This window comes from Jeotgalicoccus nanhaiensis, assembly GCF_015235105.1.
Classification (GTDB): Bacteria; Bacillota; Bacilli; order Staphylococcales; family Salinicoccaceae; genus Jeotgalicoccus; species Jeotgalicoccus nanhaiensis.
In genome coordinates this window covers 391,045-409,276 of sequence record NZ_JADGLW010000001.1, presented here as the reverse complement: position 1 = coordinate 409,276, position 18,232 = coordinate 391,045, and the positions used below count along the sequence as shown (strand labels likewise).

General features: G+C 43.4%; 18 protein-coding genes. 15 read left to right on the top strand and 3 right to left on the bottom strand.

The window, feature by feature from the left end; translation table 11 throughout:
• Nucleotides 1-6: 6 nt before the first annotated feature.
• Together IR135_RS01980 and IR135_RS01975 are read right to left on the bottom strand one after the other, a co-directional pair.
• On the bottom strand, nt 7-267 hold the full coding sequence (locus tag IR135_RS01980) for a GlsB/YeaQ/YmgE family stress response membrane protein (RefSeq protein ID WP_135096212.1): 261 nt from the start codon (nt 265-267) through the stop codon (nt 7-9).
• 89 nt (nt 268-356) lie between these two features.
• Nucleotides 357-1,541 carry an MFS transporter gene (locus IR135_RS01975; protein WP_135096210.1) on the bottom strand — a complete coding sequence of 395 codons (1,185 nt, stop codon included), beginning with the start codon at nt 1,539-1,541 and terminating at the stop codon, nt 357-359.
• Between the two features lie 154 nt (nt 1,542-1,695).
• Here IR135_RS01975 and IR135_RS01970 point away from each other — a divergent pair, with 154 nt between their 5' ends.
• The 6 genes from IR135_RS01970 to recQ all read left to right on the top strand — a co-directional run bounded on the left by IR135_RS01970 (nt 1,696) and on the right by recQ (nt 7,350).
• Nucleotides 1,696-2,298: an anthranilate synthase component II gene (locus IR135_RS01970; RefSeq protein ID WP_209307404.1), complete on the top strand. Its 603-nt coding sequence runs from the start codon at nt 1,696-1,698 to the stop codon at nt 2,296-2,298.
• Complete coding sequence (pabB, locus tag IR135_RS01965) at nt 2,276-3,955, top strand: aminodeoxychorismate synthase component I (RefSeq protein WP_167753337.1); 1,680 nt, start codon at nt 2,276-2,278, stop codon at nt 3,953-3,955. The genes IR135_RS01970 and pabB overlap by 23 nt, the downstream gene beginning before the upstream one ends.
• 8 nt (nt 3,956-3,963) lie before the next feature.
• Nucleotides 3,964-4,170: a hypothetical protein gene (locus IR135_RS01960; protein WP_135096204.1), complete on the top strand. Its 207-nt coding sequence runs from the start codon at nt 3,964-3,966 to the stop codon at nt 4,168-4,170.
• Between the two features lie 13 nt (nt 4,171-4,183).
• On the top strand, nt 4,184-4,441 hold the full coding sequence (locus IR135_RS01955; RefSeq protein WP_135096202.1) for a hypothetical protein: 258 nt from the start codon (nt 4,184-4,186) through the stop codon (nt 4,439-4,441).
• A gap of 1 nt (nt 4,442) precedes the next feature.
• Nucleotides 4,443-5,390 carry a hypothetical protein gene (locus IR135_RS01950; protein ID WP_135096200.1) on the top strand — a complete coding sequence of 316 codons (948 nt, stop codon included), beginning with the start codon at nt 4,443-4,445 and terminating at the stop codon, nt 5,388-5,390.
• 175 nt (nt 5,391-5,565) lie between these two features.
• Nucleotides 5,566-7,350, top strand: a complete 1,785-nt coding sequence (recQ, locus tag IR135_RS01945; RefSeq protein ID WP_135096198.1) for a DNA helicase RecQ — start codon at nt 5,566-5,568, stop codon at nt 7,348-7,350.
• A 346-nt stretch (nt 7,351-7,696) separates the two neighbouring features.
• On the opposite strand, the gene IR135_RS01940 is transcribed toward recQ, so the two are convergent.
• Nucleotides 7,697-8,581 (bottom strand): DMT family transporter, encoded by an 885-nt coding sequence (locus IR135_RS01940; protein ID WP_135096196.1) that lies wholly within the window; start codon nt 8,579-8,581, stop codon nt 7,697-7,699.
• Nucleotides 8,582-8,948: 367 nt separating this feature from the next.
• On the opposite strand from IR135_RS01940, the gene nrdI reads away from it, so the two are divergent.
• The 9 genes from nrdI (at nt 8,949) to IR135_RS01895 (ending at nt 18,168) form a co-directional block, all read left to right on the top strand.
• Nucleotides 8,949-9,344 (top strand): class Ib ribonucleoside-diphosphate reductase assembly flavoprotein NrdI, encoded by a 396-nt coding sequence (gene nrdI, locus IR135_RS01935; protein ID WP_135096194.1) that lies wholly within the window; start codon nt 8,949-8,951, stop codon nt 9,342-9,344.
• Nucleotides 9,328-11,433 (top strand): class 1b ribonucleoside-diphosphate reductase subunit alpha, encoded by a 2,106-nt coding sequence (nrdE, locus tag IR135_RS01930; protein ID WP_135096192.1) that lies wholly within the window; start codon nt 9,328-9,330, stop codon nt 11,431-11,433. The genes nrdI and nrdE overlap by 17 nt, the downstream gene beginning before the upstream one ends.
• Nucleotides 11,434-11,446: 13 nt before the next feature.
• The gene (gene nrdF / locus IR135_RS01925) at nt 11,447-12,415 is read left to right on the top strand and encodes a class 1b ribonucleoside-diphosphate reductase subunit beta (RefSeq protein WP_115883807.1); all 969 of its coding nucleotides are present in this window, start codon (nt 11,447-11,449) and stop codon (nt 12,413-12,415) included.
• A 498-nt stretch (nt 12,416-12,913) separates the two neighbouring features.
• Nucleotides 12,914-13,330, top strand: coding sequence for a FixH family protein (locus IR135_RS01920; protein ID WP_228063371.1), 417 nt, complete (start codon nt 12,914-12,916; stop codon nt 13,328-13,330).
• Between the two features lie 49 nt (nt 13,331-13,379).
• A complete protein-coding gene (locus IR135_RS01915) occupies nt 13,380-14,051 on the top strand; it encodes an SDR family NAD(P)-dependent oxidoreductase (protein WP_135096190.1) in 672 nt (223 codons plus the stop codon).
• Nucleotides 14,052-14,197: 146 nt separating this feature from the next.
• Entirely contained in the window at nt 14,198-15,163 is a 966-nt protein-coding gene (locus IR135_RS01910) for an ABC transporter permease (protein ID WP_135096188.1), read from the top strand.
• Nucleotides 15,156-16,109, top strand: a complete 954-nt coding sequence (locus IR135_RS01905; RefSeq protein WP_135096186.1) for an iron chelate uptake ABC transporter family permease subunit — start codon at nt 15,156-15,158, stop codon at nt 16,107-16,109. Before IR135_RS01910 ends, IR135_RS01905 begins: the two co-directional genes overlap by 8 nt.
• On the top strand, nt 16,106-16,921 hold the full coding sequence (locus IR135_RS01900; protein ID WP_135096184.1) for an ABC transporter ATP-binding protein: 816 nt from the start codon (nt 16,106-16,108) through the stop codon (nt 16,919-16,921). Before IR135_RS01905 ends, IR135_RS01900 begins: the two co-directional genes overlap by 4 nt.
• 110 nt (nt 16,922-17,031) lie before the next feature.
• Complete coding sequence (locus IR135_RS01895) at nt 17,032-18,168, top strand: siderophore ABC transporter substrate-binding protein (protein ID WP_135096182.1); 1,137 nt, start codon at nt 17,032-17,034, stop codon at nt 18,166-18,168.
• Nucleotides 18,169-18,232 lie beyond the last annotated feature (64 nt).

Genomic DNA, 18,232 nt, shown 5'->3' with positions numbered 1-18,232 from the left:
ATTTACTTATGCTCTTTTGTTGCCTTTAAACATTCCAAAGATGAATGATACAACAAGAATTAAAATAATTGCTCCGACGAGTGTACCGATTACGCTCATGCCGCCAATGGTAGGTCCAATGTCTAAGCCGAGTGCGTTACCGATTGAAGCACCGATGATACCCGCTAAAATATTACCGATAATACCAAATGGGATATCTTTACTTACAATCAGACCTGCTAACCAGCCTAATATTCCGCCTACTATTATTGTCCATAACCAACCCATTCTTATTACCTCCTGAAATTTATAAATGCGATGTTCTACTAGAATACATTGCCTGTTTCAGGAGGACGTAAACATTCCGGACACAATTTTTATATAATTCTCCGGGTGCTTTTTAAGATAAAGAACAGTAACAGGGACAGTACGCCGCTTCCCGCACTGATCCAGTATATCGAACTGTAGTCTGCATATTGCGCAACGAGCCCGAATGTAATAGCACCGAGTCCGACACCTAAATCAAAGGCGGAAAAGTAAGTGGCATTCGCCATACCGCGTTTTCGAATCGGTGTGGAATTTATGGCAGAGGCCTGCAGAGCTGGCTGAACTGTCCCGAAACCGAGCCCGTAAAGAATCGCGCCGGCAAACAGATACACAGGACTGTTCAGGATGGCGAGCAGTGTGAGTCCTGAAATGATTAAAATAATTCCCGGTATAAAGACGATTGGCAAGCCGCGACGGTCGTAGATGCGCCCTGCAAAGAAGCGCGTCGTAACGAGTGCCAGGGCATAGAGTACGAAATAGATTTGAATATAATGGGACTGAAAGCCCTGCTGGAAAGTATAGGCAGGGAGAAAGGTTGCGATGCCCCCGAATGTAAAAGTAATGAAAAATAAAAGTGCGGATGCAGGAAGTGCTCTTTTCTCAATGAAATTAAAACGCTCAGCAGTATCGGCATCTTCCTGGATTTCGGAATCCGTCAGCGGTTCCGGCTTCACGTAGCGCACATTTAAGGCGAGGACTAAAGCAATCAGCGTGAGCGAGCCGCAAATAATGAACAGTGTTGAAAACTCGATGTGGTCCACTAAGAACAGCCCGAGCGCGGGACCGATAGCGAGCGCGAGATTACCGCTCAGTCCGAAAAATCCGAGACCTTCACCCCGGCGGTCTTTCGGCACCAGGTCAGATGCGATAGTGCCGGATGCGGTATTCGACAGTCCCCAGCCGACACCCTGAACAATCCGCACGATGACAAGAATTAATATAGTTGTACTGATTGCAAGTGAGTACAACGACAGGACGAGTATAGCGAGCCCGATTAAAAATACAGGCGCCCGGCCTGTCGTATCCAAAAGCTTGCCGCCGAACGGACGGATTAAGAGTGCTGAGAAAGTGAAGATTCCGACGATGATGCCGACCCAGGTTTCATTTGAACCGATTTCCTGAACGTACAGCGGCAGTGTCGGGAGTGTCATTTGAAATGATGTAAAAATAAAAAAGTTCGCTATAACAATAATAATAAAATCTTTCGTCCAGATTCTGGACTTCCCCTTAGACATAGATCACCCTTCTGACTAAATCACGATATTTATTTCTTTACTCTCAAGTCTACATGATAGGCGTCCGGTTTTCATCCTCCTCTGTACCTATTGTGTTATTGAAATTGAATTGTATATGATATTATTAAATAAATTACATGCAGGGAGAAGACCAGTGAATTTATTAATGATAGACAATTACGATTCATTTACATATAATCTCGTTCATTACATTGAGAACAATCCATACAAGGCGGGTATTAAAGTAGTTACACCTGACCAGCTGAACGATAAATTAATAGATGACTTCAATATTATCGGGCTGATTATTTCTCCGGGACCGTCACATCCTGAAGACCGTCCGGAAGTTCTTCAATTTATCGAAAAATATTACAGAGAGCTGCCTGTCTTAGGCATTTGTCTCGGTCATCAGATGCTGTGGCATATGTTCGGCGGGGAAGTGTCACGCGGTGAACGGCCGGTCCACGGCCATGTTTCCGATGTATATCACAACAAAGAAGGATTGTACAAAGACCTCCCGTCACCTCTTGCCGGCTGCCGCTATCATTCGTTAGCATGTTCGGGGGAACTTAGCGATTTTAACATTACCGGCCGCACTGAAGATGGTATTAATATGGCCATTCAGCACAAACGCTATCCGATTTTCGGCGTCCAGTACCATCCAGAAGCGGTCTTGTCAGAACACGGCAGAGCGCAGCTCAATAACTTTATACGAATTGCAGTGGAGGAAAGTCATGAGAGCACATACAAAATTTAAGAAAAACGGCACGGTTGAAAACCTGTATTTTATAAATCCAGTGACAGTCATAACGAACAGCACCCCGTTTGAAACTGCTTTAAATAAAGCGGAGCAGTACCAGAAAGACGGTTACTACGCGGTCATCGCCGTCACTTATGAAAAAGACGAGTACTTTATCGGCATTTACGATAAAACAGTGTCGTACGCTGAATTTTTAAACGGCAGGAAACCTGAAAGTTATCAGATGAGCGCACCCCGTCTCAGTGAAACGCGGGAGGAAATTGAAAATAATATAGAAGAAGTCAGGAATTACATCCTCGACGGTCATACGTATCAGGTGAACTATACGACACGTCTGTACGGAGATTTTACCGGCGACAGCCACCAGCTGTTTTTAAAATTAAGCAGTCAAAACAACGGCGACTATGCGATGTATCTCGATTATAATGATAAAAAAATCGTCAGCCTGTCGCCGGAACTGTTTTTTAAAATGGATGCCGGCCGCAAAATTTTAACGAAGCCTATGAAAGGTACCGCACCGAGGTTTGAAGATCCGGCAGAAGATAAAAAAAGCTATGAATTTTTAAGACATTCCAAAAAAGATCAGGCGGAGAACGTTATGATTGTGGATCTCTTAAGAAACGATATATCTAAAATCGCGAAGCCTGATTCGGTCAGAGCGGCAGAATTATTTACGATTGAAAGGTATCAGACAGTCTACCAGATGATTTCAACGGTGGAAGCTGATGTCAGGGGTGACATCACGTTAAATGATACCTTTGATGCGCTGTTCCCTTGCGGATCGATCACCGGCGCGCCGAAACAGATGACGATGCGCCTGATTGAGAGCTTAGAGAAGACACCGCGCGGTTTTTACTGCGGCGCGCTCGGCCTTCTGTATCCGGATAACTCATGCGTCTTCAACGTGCCAATCCGCACGCTGACGATTACCGGAGACCGTTATATATACGGTGCGGGCGGCGGCATTACCTACGATTCAAAGGCTTCTTCTGAATTCGAGGAAATACTGCATAAAACATCATTTCTGAAGCAGGGACAGTACGAGCTCATCGAAACGATGCGGCTTGAAGATGGAACTGTTAAGCGGCTGGATTATCACGCTGCCCGTCTTAAGAGCAGTGTCAGGCATTTTAATTTTGAACAGCCTGATTTTAAGGCAGCAACCGCAGCTTATATAGAAGAAAATAAACTGGATCGAGGAACATTTAAACTCCGGGCAGTACTTTCTGCGGCAGGGCAGTTAAAAATCAGCCACGAGCCTCTCGCCCCTGACAGCGAGCCGCTGACAGCAGTGTTCGCTGCAGCGCCGATTCAGGGCGCGCCGGATTTTATCGCGCATAAAACGACGGTCAGACATCAGTACAGCGGGAAAACAAATGATTCTGAAGTCATTTTATATTATAATGATAACTTAGATATTACTGAGTTTAATATCGGCAGTATAGTGGTTAAAGAAGCTGGAGAGTATTACACGCCTCCGGTCTCCGCGGGCATCCTTCCGGGTGTGATGAGACAGTCTTTAATTGATGAAGGTGTAATTACGGAACAGAACATACCGATGAATACTCTCTGTCATAAGTACGATTCAGGGCAAATTGACTTATTCATGATAAACAGTGCGCGGGAATGGGTGGCAATCACACTCGCGGAATGAGGTGGCTTATGTTTACATTAATTTTAATATTACTTATTGTTGCAATCGTTGTACTGACGCACTTTATCGTCACGTACCTATTTAGAAATGACGTTAAGATCGTCGGAATCACAATCGGTTTCGCCGGTGTCATTCTGGCAATCATTGTTTTTGGCATCGCTGTGGGCAGCTTTACGGAATACGTTGCCGGCGAACTGGAATTCTTTTACCGATAAGAGGAGTGGACTCATGATTTTTGCAAACGGAGATAAAATAATTACCTATCAGGAAGATGCATCAGTAATTAAAAATATTAAAGTGCAGTACGACAAGAATGGACTGCATATCGACAACCCCTACATCGGGGAAGTGGCATTTACAAAAAACACAGTCAGTTTTTACTATGATCCGGTTGTAGTAATGGAAAATGAAAATACAATTGAACCGGCATCCTATATCATTTCCATAGTAGAACCTGTGCTTGACAGTGTAAGCGGAGGTAAATAAGATGAGCTTAATTATACAGGAAGGCGGCCTGTTAACGATTCTGCAGACCGTTGACAAACATACTGATAACGACCAGAAAAATAATGAATACAACGGAGCGGTTGATAGTTTGTCGCCGATGCTGGCAAATAAGCTGGTCGGCAATGACGTCCATGAACCGACGCTTGAAATGTCGGGGCAGCCTGCGGTCATTCAGTTTACCGAACCGACGATTATCGCTTATTCAGGCGGGGATTTTAACGGCAGAGTCAGCGAAGATGACATTCAGCCGAACCGTATTTACCACGTGGACCGCGGTGACGTTTTATCATTTCAGGAATCGACACGCGGCAATAGACTGTATCTTGCGATTGCCGGCGGTATTGCTGTTGAGAAATCAAATGTGCTGAAATCGGGAGACGAAATCATTATGCGCCGCAACTATACAGCACTGCATGATGAGATTTTCCATATGATGAGCAACAAGCGGAAAGTCAGCTGGGGTATCGGCGTCTATTCTCTTGTCGAAGTTTATTTATCCGATACTTATCATATCGTCAAGCGTCCGGATGTGCCGGATGAAGTATACGAGAAACTCGAAGAACGCGAATACACGGTAACCAAAGAAGAAAACCGTATTCAGCTGTCGGTCGAAGGCCAGGAAATTGACTTTGCGGGCACTGACTGTGTCAATCCGGGAGTGCTCGGCGGAGTGTATCTGGAAAACAATCTGCCGACGATTGCGCTGAATGATTTTAGCGCAGAGACCGAATTAACGCATATCGGAACGATTCCAAGCTATCATATGCACAAACTCGGGCAAAAACGCCGCGGTTCTAAAATTAAATTTAAAGCAATCGATGCAAGCGACGCGCACGCGGAAGCTTATGGACATTACTTATGGGTGAACAGTCTCTTTAAAGCTATCGATTATAAAATCTCCAAAGAACTCGTCAAAGAGAAAATGTAAAAAAATATTTATTTAAAATCTCCTGTTAATGCAGTCACTTTCCGGTGGAATGCAGCAGGAGATTTTTTTACTAGAATTATTAACGCAAAATGCAACAAACTTTAAGCAAAATAATGTATAATATAGCAGATAAATTATATAAGAACGACATACATAAATGTAGGAATGATATTTTATGGAAGCCATCTTAAAAAAATATTTTGGGTATGAAAAATTCAGATACGGCCAGCAGGAAATTATCGAAAACATTTTAGCAGGACGCAATGCGCTCGGCATTTTACCGACAGGGTCGGGGAAATCGTTGTGCTATCAGATTCCGGGTCTGATGTTCGAAGGCACGACGCTTGTTATTTCACCGCTGATCTCTTTAATGCAGGATCAGGTGGATTCGCTGAAACGCCGCGGCATCAGCGCCGAATGTATTAACTCCACGATGTCAAAGCGGGATTTAAATGATGTCATGGGCCGCCTCGTGCGCGGAGAACTGCAGTTTTTATATGTCGCGCCGGAGCGTTTTAATAATGAAGCGTTTAAAACAGCTGTCCGCCATGCAGAAATACCGTTTGTTGCCTTTGATGAGGCTCACTGTATCTCAAAATGGGGACATGACTTCAGACCAAGCTATCAGAGTATTATCCCTGAGCTAAAGTTACTGCTGCCTGACGTGCAGATTATTGCGGTAACAGCGACAGCAACTGAAGAAGTTGAAGAAAACATTCAGGAACTGCTCAATATTAAAAACAATGCGGTCTTTAAGACAAGTGTAAAACGTGAGAACTTAAAACTGTCGGTAAACGGCACTTATCAGCGCGAACAGTTTATTTTATCTTATATACAGGAAAGACCCGGGAAATCGGGTATTATTTACGTATCAACACGGGCTGAAGTCGAAAAGCTGTCGACTTATTTGACAGATAATAAGATTGAGAATGTAATTTACCACGGCGGACTCGGCAAAAAAGAAAGAAATGACAACCAGCAGAAATTCGTGTCCGATGAAGTGAAAATTGTTATCGCGACGAACGCTTTTGGTATGGGGATTGATAAGCCGGATATCCGCTACATTATTCACTTTAACTTACCGGGCGACCTTGAGAGCTACTACCAGGAAATAGGACGTGCAGGACGCGACGGGCTCCCGAGTGACTGTATATTACTGTCGACGCAGCGCGATGTGAATTTGCAGCAGTTCTTTATCGACCGGGCGACTGCTTCTGACCAGTATAAAGATCATATGCGTGAAAAACTGGACCTCATGCTACAGTATAATAAAACGAGTAAATGCCTGAGCAGTTTTATCGTTAAATATTTCAACCACAACGAGTACGTTGAAGCGTGCGGCCAGTGTTCGAGCTGTCTGTCGGATGAACGCACCGAACCGATGACGACAGAAGCCCGTCTTATACTGGAGCTGATTCGGGATGCCGACGGCCAGCTGTCGAAAGAACTCGTGATTCAGGTTCTCCGCGGCGAAAGTGCAGATAATATCATGGCGCGGGGTCTCGATTCGCAAGAAAGCTTCGGTGTGCTGGACTCATACCGCACGAGCGAGGTAAACCATCTTGTCGAGGAGCTTATCATGCGCGGCTATGTACATTATGCCGGCCATAAAATGTACCTCGTTGAAAAGAGCTTTGATATTCTCGACCGTAAAGTGAAACTGTACACAGTGCCGTACCGGAAACATTACAACGAAAGAGTCGACGTTTCGACGGACTCATCGCCAAACGAAATTTTATACGATAAACTGCTCGATACCCGTAAAGGACTCGCAGATAAGTATAAGCTGGATGAAGATGCGATATTTACCGATCAGATACTGAAAGAATTCGCGAAAAAAATGCCGCAGACTAAACAGGATATGATGCATATTCAGGGTGTCGGCAACTACAAGTTGAAACACTACTGCCCGTACTTTTTGGAAGAAATCCAGCAGCACGGCGGCAAGAAAAGCATATAGATGAAGGGGCTTTCTAAGCCGGGACATTAGGTCCCGGCATTTTTATTTGAGGATGGACCGGTGAATTGCCGGCTGTATTCAGTTTAATAGAACTTGAACGTCGTGGTTTTTCTGGCGAAGACGTATAGATGACGTTGAACGTCGTGGTTCATTTGAACGACAACATCCAGACCGCTTTGAACGTCGTCGTTTTTCCGGCGAAGACGTATAGACGGCGTTGAACGTCGTGGTTCATTTGAGCGACGACATCCAGACCGTTTTGAACGTCGTCGTTGGCCCTAACGACGACGCCCGCACAAAAAGCCCCCGGCTCATATTGAACCGGGGACTTCACTAATTATTCCAATCAAGATGCTCTGTTTTTCTTGCCGGTGACCTTTAGTTTTTTGGGACGGTTTTTCATATACATATAGTAGCTTGCCGCGAAAATAATAATATAGCCGAGAATTGACAGCATATCCGGTACTTCATTAAAGACGATAATACTGAACAGTGCAGTAAACAGTATCGTTGAATAGAAGAAGATAGATATCTCTTTCGCCGGTGCGAAGCTGTATGCAATCGTCAGGCCAAACTGGCCGACAGCTGCGAAAACTCCTGACAGAATAAGCATCCAGAACTGGTTCATCGTCATCGGTTCAAACTGGTAGATAAAGAACGGCAGGAGAGCGACAGTCGAGAAGAATGAAAAGTAAAATACTACTGTATAGAACTTTTCCCGGCTGCCTAAAATCCGGAGCACCGTATAAGCTCCGGCTGCGAATATTGCGCCGAGCACCCCGATGAGCGCAAACATTGTATCGCTCGAGAATGACGGTTTAATAATAAAGATTGCCCCGACCAGCGCGATGATGATTGAAATCAGCTGGAATCTCCGTATGTATTCTTTTAAAAATATGGCGCAAAGTATTATAGTGAAGAACGGACTGAGTTTATTTAAGATATCTGCATCGCTCAGAACCATCCGGTCGATAGTGAAGAAATTTAACAGCACACCGACCAGGCCGAGCGCGGAACGCAGCAGCAGCCAGCCCTGGTTTTCCCGTTTTCCGAACAGGCTCTCTCTGTAGTAGAGAACGAGCGCGAGCGCGATCAGCATCGAGATGAAATTTCTGAAGAAAGTTTTTTGCACTGTAGGCAGATCTCCGGAATATTTTACAAAAAGGGACATCAGACTAAATCCGAGAGAAGAAATAATCAGTGCGATGATACCTTTTACAACATTATTCATTAACAACACTCCAACTTGTTTTGTACGATAATTTCAGGAATTTCAACAAATAAAAAGGATAAAAATTTCGTTATATTTTTTATGAAAAAAATTCATTCTTGCCATCACTTATCCACCGTGACTTCCGGCGTTTTATCTCCATTTATTTAGCGTGAAATTTTTAGAGAAGGCAGTTTTTTACATTGCTAATGGCAGTTTAATATGAGATTATAGAACATGTTCAAGCACATATATTGTGTCTGTAAAATGTTTCGACCACAATATGTAGTGGTATCAGCATAGAAAGCAAGTAAAAAGCGAGTAATGGAAACAAACATCGCATAGAACATACGTTCTGTTTGTGTTATGCTCGAAAGGAGATGACAAAGTGATTATTGCTTATTATTCAATGACAGGTAATATCCGTCGTTTCTTAAATAGTATGGACATTCCGGACACCTATGAATTATATCAAATAACAGCCGCCAATGTCAGAGATAAAATCGATCAGTCTTATATTTTAGTTACACCGACATACGGTTTCGGAGCTGTGCCTGATACTGTTAAGGAATTTTTAAAAGTAAACTCTTATAATCTAGTCGCAGTCGCATCTAGCGGCAACCGGAACTGGGGTCAGAACTTTGCCAGGGCGGGCGAGTATATAAGCAGCGATTACAGCGTACCGCTCCTGATGAAGTTTGAACTTCACGGCACACCGGAGGAGCGCGCACAATTTATAGTTGAATTAGAAAGGGCAGGGGAATTGCATGAAAGTATTAGATGAAAAAACTTACAACCACGTTGAACTGAATAACGAAGTCACGCAGCGCGACGAAACAGGGTTTTACAAACTGGAGAAAGACCTTGAGGCACTTGAGGTATTCATGGAGGAAGTCGAAGCGAAGACTATCCATTTTGACTCGGAATTAGAAAGGCTGCATTACCTCGTGGACAACGATTTCTATTACGATTTATTCAAAGAGTACAGCGAAACGGCTCTTCAGGATATTATTGATCATGCAGATGCTATTGAGTTCAAATTCAAAAGCTACATGGCAGCGAGCAAGTTCTTTAAAGATTACACTTTAAAAACGAACGATAAAAAACAGTACCTGGAAGATTACAGACAGCACGTTGTGATTGTCAGTCTGTACCTTGCAAAAGGCAATATTGAAACTGCCAAGCGTTTTATCACATCGATGATGGAACAGCGTTATCAGCCGGCAACTCCGACCTTCTTAAACGCAGGCCGTGCACGTCGCGGTGAAATGGTATCATGTTTCCTGCTCGAAGTTGATGATTCACTGAACTCGATTAACTATATCGACTCAACTGCCAAACAATTAAGTAAAATCGGCGGCGGTGTTGCGATTAACTTATCAAAACTGCGCGCACGCGGCGAAGCAATTAAAGGTATCGAAGGTGTAGCTAAAGGAGTTCTGCCTGTAGCGAAATCACTGGAAGGCGGATTCAGCTACGCAGACCAGCTCGGTCAGCGTCCGGGTGCGGGAGCTGTTTACTTAAACATCTTCCACTATGACCTGCCTGAGTTCCTCGACACTAAGAAAGTAAACGCGGATGAAGACATCCGTCTGTCGACAATTTCAACAGGGCTTGTTGTACCGTCGAAGTTCTTTGAACTGGCACGCGACAACAAACCGTTCAGCCTGTTCGCTCCGCACACTGTGGAACGCGAATATGGTATGGCTCTTGACGATATGGACATGGACGAAATGTACGACCAGCTTGTTGCGAATGACAACGTTAAAAAACGCGAGTATGATGCGCGTGACATGTTAAACACGATTGCTCAAACGCAGCTGCAGTCGGGCTACCCGTACTTAATGTTCAAAGACAATGCGAACAAAGTGCATCCTCTCGGCGATATCGGACAGATTAAAATCAGTAACTTATGTACTGAAATCTTCCAGCTGCAGGAAACATCTGAAATTAACGACTACGGCACAGAAGACGTTATCAAACGCGATATTTCATGTAACCTTGGTTCCATGAACATTGCGAACGTAATGGATTCCGGCAAGGTGAAAGAAACTGTGCATGAAGGTATCGAGGCACTGACACTGGTAAGTGACGATACATCGATCGCAAACGCACCGGGCGTTAAGAAAGCAAACGATGAACTGCACTCTGTAGGTCTTGGTGCAATGAACCTTCACGGCTATCTCGCTAAAAATAAAATTGCGTACGAATCATCTGAAGCAAGAGACTTTGCAAACATCTTCTTTATGATGCTGAACTTCCACTCGATTGAAAAATCTATGGAAATCGCAAAAGAACGCGGCGTCACATTTAAAGACTTCGAACGTTCAGACTACGCGACAGGAAAATACTTCGAGCGTTATATTAAAGAAGATATTACACCTGAGTCGGATAAGGTTGCAGAATTATTCGAACACATCCATATTCCGACTAAAGAAGACTGGGCGGAGCTTGGGCAGAAAGTTGAAGAAAACGGTCTTTATCATGCTTACCGTCTTGCTATTGCACCGACACAAAGTATCTCTTACGTGCAAAATGCAACGAGTTCGGTAATGCCGATTGTCGATATGATCGAACGCAGAACTTACGGCAACTCTGAAACATTCTACCCGATGCCATTCCTGTCTAAAGAGACAATGTGGTACTACAAGAGTGCGTTCAATACAGACCAGATGAAACTAATCGATATGATTGCAACAATTCAGCAGCATATTGACCAGGGAATCAGCACGATTCTTTACGTAAACTCGGATATCTCTACGAGAGAGCTTGCGAAATATTATATCTATGCACATCACAAAGGATTGAAATCACTGTATTACACGAGAAATAAATTACTCAGTGTCGAAGAATGTACGAGCTGTGCAGTATAAAGGAGACTAAACAATGATTGCAGTTAACTGGAATAAAGAAGATGACATGACGAATGTCTTCTGGCGCCAAAATATCTCACAGATGTGGGTCGAGACAGAGTTTAAAGTGTCGAAAGATTTAGCATCATGGGCAGGCTTGTCCGAAGATGAAAAAGATACTTTTAAAAAGGTGCTGGCAGGTTTAACAGGACTGGATACACACCAGGCAGATGACGGCATGCCGTTGATTATGCTGCATACTCCGGATCTGCGCAAAAAAGCAGTATATTCATTTATGGGCATGATGGAGCAGGTTCATGCGAAATCATATTCTCATATCTTTACGACGCTGCTGCCGACTAAAGAGACAGACGACCTGCTCGATAACTGGGTAATGAACAATGAACAGTTAAAATATAAAGCGGACAAAATTGTTACAAACTACTATAAATTACTCGATAAAAACCCGTCAGCTTACGACAGGTACATGGCGCGTGTATCATCGGTCTTCCTTGAGTCGTTCCTGTTTTATTCAGGATTCTACTACCCGCTATACTTAGCGGGGAATGGCCGTATGACGACGAGCGGTGAAATTATCCGTAAGATTCTGCTGGACGAATCGATTCATGGTGTCTTCACAGGACTTGACGCTCAGGAAATGAAAGGCGAGCTTACTGCTGAAGAGCAGGAACGTGCGGATAAAGAAATGTACAAATTACTCGATGAACTTTATGAGAACGAAGTAATTTACACTAAGAGTCTGTATGACAAACTCGGTCTGACTGACGATGTATTGAATTACCTTCAGTACAATGCGAACAAATCGCTTGCGAACTTAGGCTTCGATCCTTACTTTGAAGAAAAAGGGTTCAACCCGATTATCGAGAACGCTCTCGATACGACGACGAAAAACCACGACTTCTTCAGTGTTAAAGGCGACGGCTACGTTCTCGCTTTGAATGTAGAACCGCTCCGTGATGAAGACTTTATCTTTAACGATTAATAGATTAAGACGCTCCTCTTAATTAAAGGGGGAGCGTTTTTTTGTTGTCCACAGCCGGCTGTTTGCTTGGGAGAGTCTCAGCTGGGATTGGCATGATTGGCGTTCATGTATACGCAAGACTCGGTGCGTTGGCCTGACGGGGATTCATGTATACGCAAGGCTCGATACGTTGGCCTGACAAGGGTTCATGCATACGCAAGACTCGATGCATTGGCCTGACGGGGTTTCATGTATACGAAAGACTCGATACGTTGGCATGACGGGCTTTCATGTATACGAAAGACTCGATACGTTGGCATGACGGGCTTTCATGTATACGCAAGACTCGGTGCGTTGGCATGACAAACTTTCATGTGTATCCCAGCGCCAAAAAAGCGACAGAGAATTTACACAGCCCACCCCAGCCTGGTCATAAAAATGTCATGATATGGAATTTAAAGTTATCATCAAGTAATGTATGATAAGATGTGAGAGAATTATAGAAATGGGGATACATATATGAAAATTAAATCAGGTGTTTTATCAGTTATGCTGCTTGCAGGATTAACGCTTGCAGCCTGCTCGGGAGAAGAAGAACACGATCATGGCGACATGGACCATGACAACCCTTCAAGCGACGAGATCAGATCACTTGAAGTTGATTTGCAGACTCCGGAAAGCATTCAATCAGGAGAAGCCGCTGAATTTACTGCTCACGTTACTTCAAATGAAGAAGATGTGACAGATGCTGACCAGGTGATGTTTGAAATTTTATCGGGTGAAGAATCTCTGGAAATGATTGAAGTGGATCACAGTGAGAACGGTGAGTACGTGCTTGAGTATACGTTTGACGAACCGGGCGAATACAGTGTTATCGCACACGTCGATGCTTACCAGCTCCACACGATGCCTGAAGAATCCGTGACTGTTGAGTAATAGTGTATTATTATAGTAATAATACTACGGGCAATTCTAGGAGGATATTATGGATTTAACAAGTAAAACTTATATCGTGTCAGGTGCAGCGACTTCGCTCGGCAGAGAAACTGCGCTGGAATTGGCTCAGCATAATGCGAATATTATACTGGCGGGATTAGAGTATAGTGAATTGGAAGAAGTGTACGCTTCGCTTGAGGATACACCGGGCCAGCACAAAATTGTACTGCTGGAACAGTCCAAGGAAATTGACTGGCTGGATATCGTAGATGAAATTGAAGAAAACTACGAATCGCTGAACGGTATTATTTTAGTACACTCAATTTTTACCGATGATAAAACGGTGTACAACGTCAGTTTTAATGAATTCAGCGATGTGATGTACGAACATGTGTGGGGAACGTACCTTGGAATCCGGACCCTTCGTCCCTTATTAAAAGTGGAAAATGACGCTAAAATTATTAACGTGATAGAGCCGGCATTTGAAGAAGTTTTCGAACGCAACTTATATTACACGGTCACAGGGGCGATTGAAGCGCTGACGCATTCTACATCGGTAGAGCTGCGCCGCGAGGATGTTGACGTCTATGCACTCAGCTACCGCCCGACATATAAAACAACAGAAGAAGAACGTGCGAATCACAAAGCAATTAAAAAAATTAAAGCAATTTTAGATCACGATAAAGATATACCAACCGGGGAAACTATTATTATCAGTTAAATTTTAAAGAGTTAAGCCGCCTCCCGGGCGGCTTATTTTTATAATAAGCAATTCTTATGCAGAAAGAGTTTGAATTGTAAAATAGGCCGGTGTATAATGCATGTATGGTTATCAATGATAATCATTTTCAATTAAGGTGGGAAGCCATGATACAAAAGTTGTTTAGAATAGATATTTTAATTTTCCTACTGATCGTTTTATCAATAATCTCTATGTTTGTCGGAGTCAGCCAAATTCATATATCGGACATCTTCAGTTTATCTGATAACCAGATGTCTATACTTATACATAGCCGCATGCCGCGGACCGTGTCAATCATCATTGCAGGTGCATCACTCGCAGTATGCGGGCTCGTGATGCAGCAGCTGACACGCAATAAGTTTGTATCTCCAACGACAGCAGGAACGACAGAATGGGCACAGCTTGGTATTTTACTCGGGTTAATATTTTTCCCGGCGATCAGCATGATGGGCAGATTGTTTTTTGCGGTTGCACTGGCACTGCTTGGAACGATGCTCTTCATGAGCATTATTACCCGCATTAAATTTAAAGACGTTATATTTGTTCCGCTTATCGGGATGATGCTCGGCGGTGTTGTCGCGAGTGTCTCTACATTTCTTGCGCTCCGGACGGACATGCTTCAGGCTATTTCCGGCTGGATGCACGGCAGCTTCTCTACGCTGATATCAGGAAAATATGAAATACTCTACATCAGTATTCCGCTCTTTATCGTCGTCTTTCTGTACGCTGCCCAGTTTACAGTGGCAGGTATGGGAGAAGATTTTTCGACGAACCTCGGAATGAACTATAAGCTTATCGTTAACATCGGGCTGTTTTTAACTGCTGCAATGACGGCGATTGTTGTTGTTTCAGTCGGTATGCTTCCGTTCCTCGGATTGATCGTTCCGAATATCGTGTCGATATTCCGGGGAGATCATCTGAAGGGCACGCTCACTATTACAGCAGTGACCGGTGCAATCTTCGTCATGATCTGCGATATTCTCGGCCGTGTTATTATTGCGCCGTATGAAATTTCAGTCGGTCTGATGATTGCGACAATCGGCAGTGCAATATTCTTAATCCTCATCTTCAGGAGGGTTAAGCATGCATAAGAACACTAAAGTAATTCTGCTGCTGGCCTTGTTATCAGTCGGCCTGCTCGCATTTTATACGTTTTACGGATTGAATCCGGATATTTATTTTTATCAGCTGCCGTCGAGGCTGAAGCGGATACTTGCTATTATTATTGTAGCGGTGGCAATCGCCGTTTCAACAGTGATTTTCCAGACGATTGTTAAAAACAGAATTTTAACACCGTCAATTATGGGGCTGGATTCGGTTTATACCTTCATTCAGACAGCTATTGTATTTTTAGCGGGCGTGAGCTCGCCGCTCTTGTTAAACTCTCAGTACAACTACTTTTTAAGTATGGGCATACTCGTACTGTTTACACTATTCGTTTTTAAATTTCTGTTTAAAGTAACGAAAAATAACATCTTCCTGCTGCTCTTAATCGGTATTATACTCGGTACCTTCTTCGGGAATTTATCGACCTTCATGCAGATTTTAATCAGTCCGGAAGATTTCTCAATCCTGCAGGGAACCCTGTTCGGTTCATTTAACGCAATCGATGAATCACTGCTCGGAATTACTGGAATTATCGTTATCGTTATGCTGATCTTCGTCTTTAAAGACTTTCATGCGCTGGACGTCCTGTCCCTAGGCCGTGACCATGCTTTAAACCTCGGGATTAATTACGACCGTAAAGTATCGGCTCTTTTAATTATTGTAGCGATACTTGTGTCGGTATCGACAGCGCTCGTCGGACCGATAATGTTTCTCGGGCTGCTCGTTGTCAACCTGGCGCACGAGCTTTTAAAAACATTCAGGCATTCCTATCTGATAGTCGGCACAGCACTGGTCAGCATTATTACGCTGGTTATCGGTCAGATGGTCGTTCAGTTCGTATTCGGGAATAACATTGAATTAAGTGTTATTATTAATTTAGTAGGTGGAATTTATTTCATTTACTTAATGCTTAGGAGGAATCGTACATGATTAGTGTCAAGGGAATCACTAAGAAATACGGCAGTAAAACTGTCGTAGATGACGTCTCAATTGATATAGAGAAAGGTAAGATTACTTCACTTATCGGACCAAACGGCGCCGGTAAAAGTACAGTCATTTCAATGATCACACGTTTACTCGATAAAAATAGCGGAGAAGTTTTGCTTGAAGGCGATAATATTTTTACCCAGCCGCATGGTGAACTCGCAAAGAAAATCACGATTTTAAAACAGGCGAATCATCTCGAACTGAAAATTACAGTGAGAGAATTAATTTCTTTTGGGCGTTTCCCGTATTCAAAAGGCAGACTGACTGATCAGGATGAAGAAATCATCGATGAAGCAATCAGCTATATGGGACTGAAGGAATTTGAAGAACGCTATATAGATGAACTGTCAGGCGGTCAGCGCCAGCGTGCGTATATCGCAATGACTATTGCACAGGATACGGAATATATCTTCCTAGATGAACCTCTGAATAATCTGGATATGAAACATTCGGTACAGATTATGCAGATTTTACGCAGATTGTGCCGCGACAAAAGCAAAACGATAATAATCGTTATTCACGATATTAACTTTGCCTCATGCTACTCGGATAATATCGTTGCCTTGAAAGACGGTAAAATCGCAGTCAGCGGTACAGCGAACGAAGTAATTACGAAAGAAGTTCTTGAAGGCATCTATGAAATGGAAATAAATATAGAATCAATTTGCGGACACAGAATTTGTTTCTACTTCGATGGTGTTATCGAAGGAGATTCAACAGAACTCGCAGCAAACTACTTAATCGGCAACGCTTAAACTGCCGGCATTAAAGGAGGTGAGGTTCCGGCATTCGAATGTGTTCAGTAAGTAGCGCAGTATTTTTTTAGTGGGGGCTAAAAAACATATTAAGAGGAGAATAGAGAGATATGGAATTTAAGAAATTATACTTAATGCTTACTATGGCAGTAATCCTGGTACTTGCGGCGTGCAGCGGCGGTTCAGAAGAAGAATCAACAACAGAAGACAATGCATCAGAGGAAACATCAACAGAAGAATCAGCGGGAGAAGAGACTGCTGAGGACGAGTCTTCAGAAGAAGAATCTGCTGACACAATTGCTTATGAAAACCAATTCGAAATCGGAACCGGCGAACGCGGTGAAGAAGGACAAGGAACGCAAATTGACGAAACTGTAGAACTTCCAAAGAACTCTGACAAAGTTGTCATTTTTGACCTTGGGGTTGCTTCAACGTTCGCAGCACTTGACCTTGAAGAAAACATTATGGGACTTCCAAAAGGTGAAAACAATGCTTCACTTGGAAACACTATTTCAGATGTATATGAATCAGACGAAGAATACGTAAACCTTGGCGGACTGAAAGAGCCGGACTATGAAGCATTAGCTGCTCTTGACCCGGAAATCATTATGATTCACGGACGCCAGTCAAACTCTAACGTAGTAGGCGAACTTGAAAAAGCGGCACCAAACGCGGAAATTATTCACGTTGCAGCAGACAACTCAAACTACTTCGAAGACGTTAAAGAAATGACGATGTTTATCGGTGAAATGTACGACGTAGAAGATAAAGCACAAGAACTTGTAGATGACCTGGATGCACAGCTTGCTGAAGTTAACGAAAAAGTTGCAGCAGCAGACTTGCCGATGCTTTTCGTTCAAACTAACGGCGGTAACTTATCATTCCACGGTGTCGGCGGACGTTATGACTTCCTTTACAATGACTTCGGATTCACTTCAGCTGGTGAACAGGAAGAGTCGGAAGAAACAACAGACAGTCATGGTAATGAAATCAGCTATGAGTTTATTGCAGAAACAAACCCGGCTCTGATTTTATTAATGGACCGCGGTGCAGCAGTATCTGAAGGCGAAGCAACATCAACAGACGTACTAGTGAATGAAGTAACTTCAGGCGTTGAGGCAATTGAAAACGACAACGTTTACGAATTAAACCCTCAAAACTGGTACTTAAACGCAGGCGGTTACTTAACAGCATTAGCTCAAGTTCAAGAGATTAATGAAGCAGTAGACGGAGCAACAGCAGAATAATAATTTAATATGATATGAAGCCGGAAACCCGCGAGGTTTTCGGCTTTTTTATATTGCGGCGGTT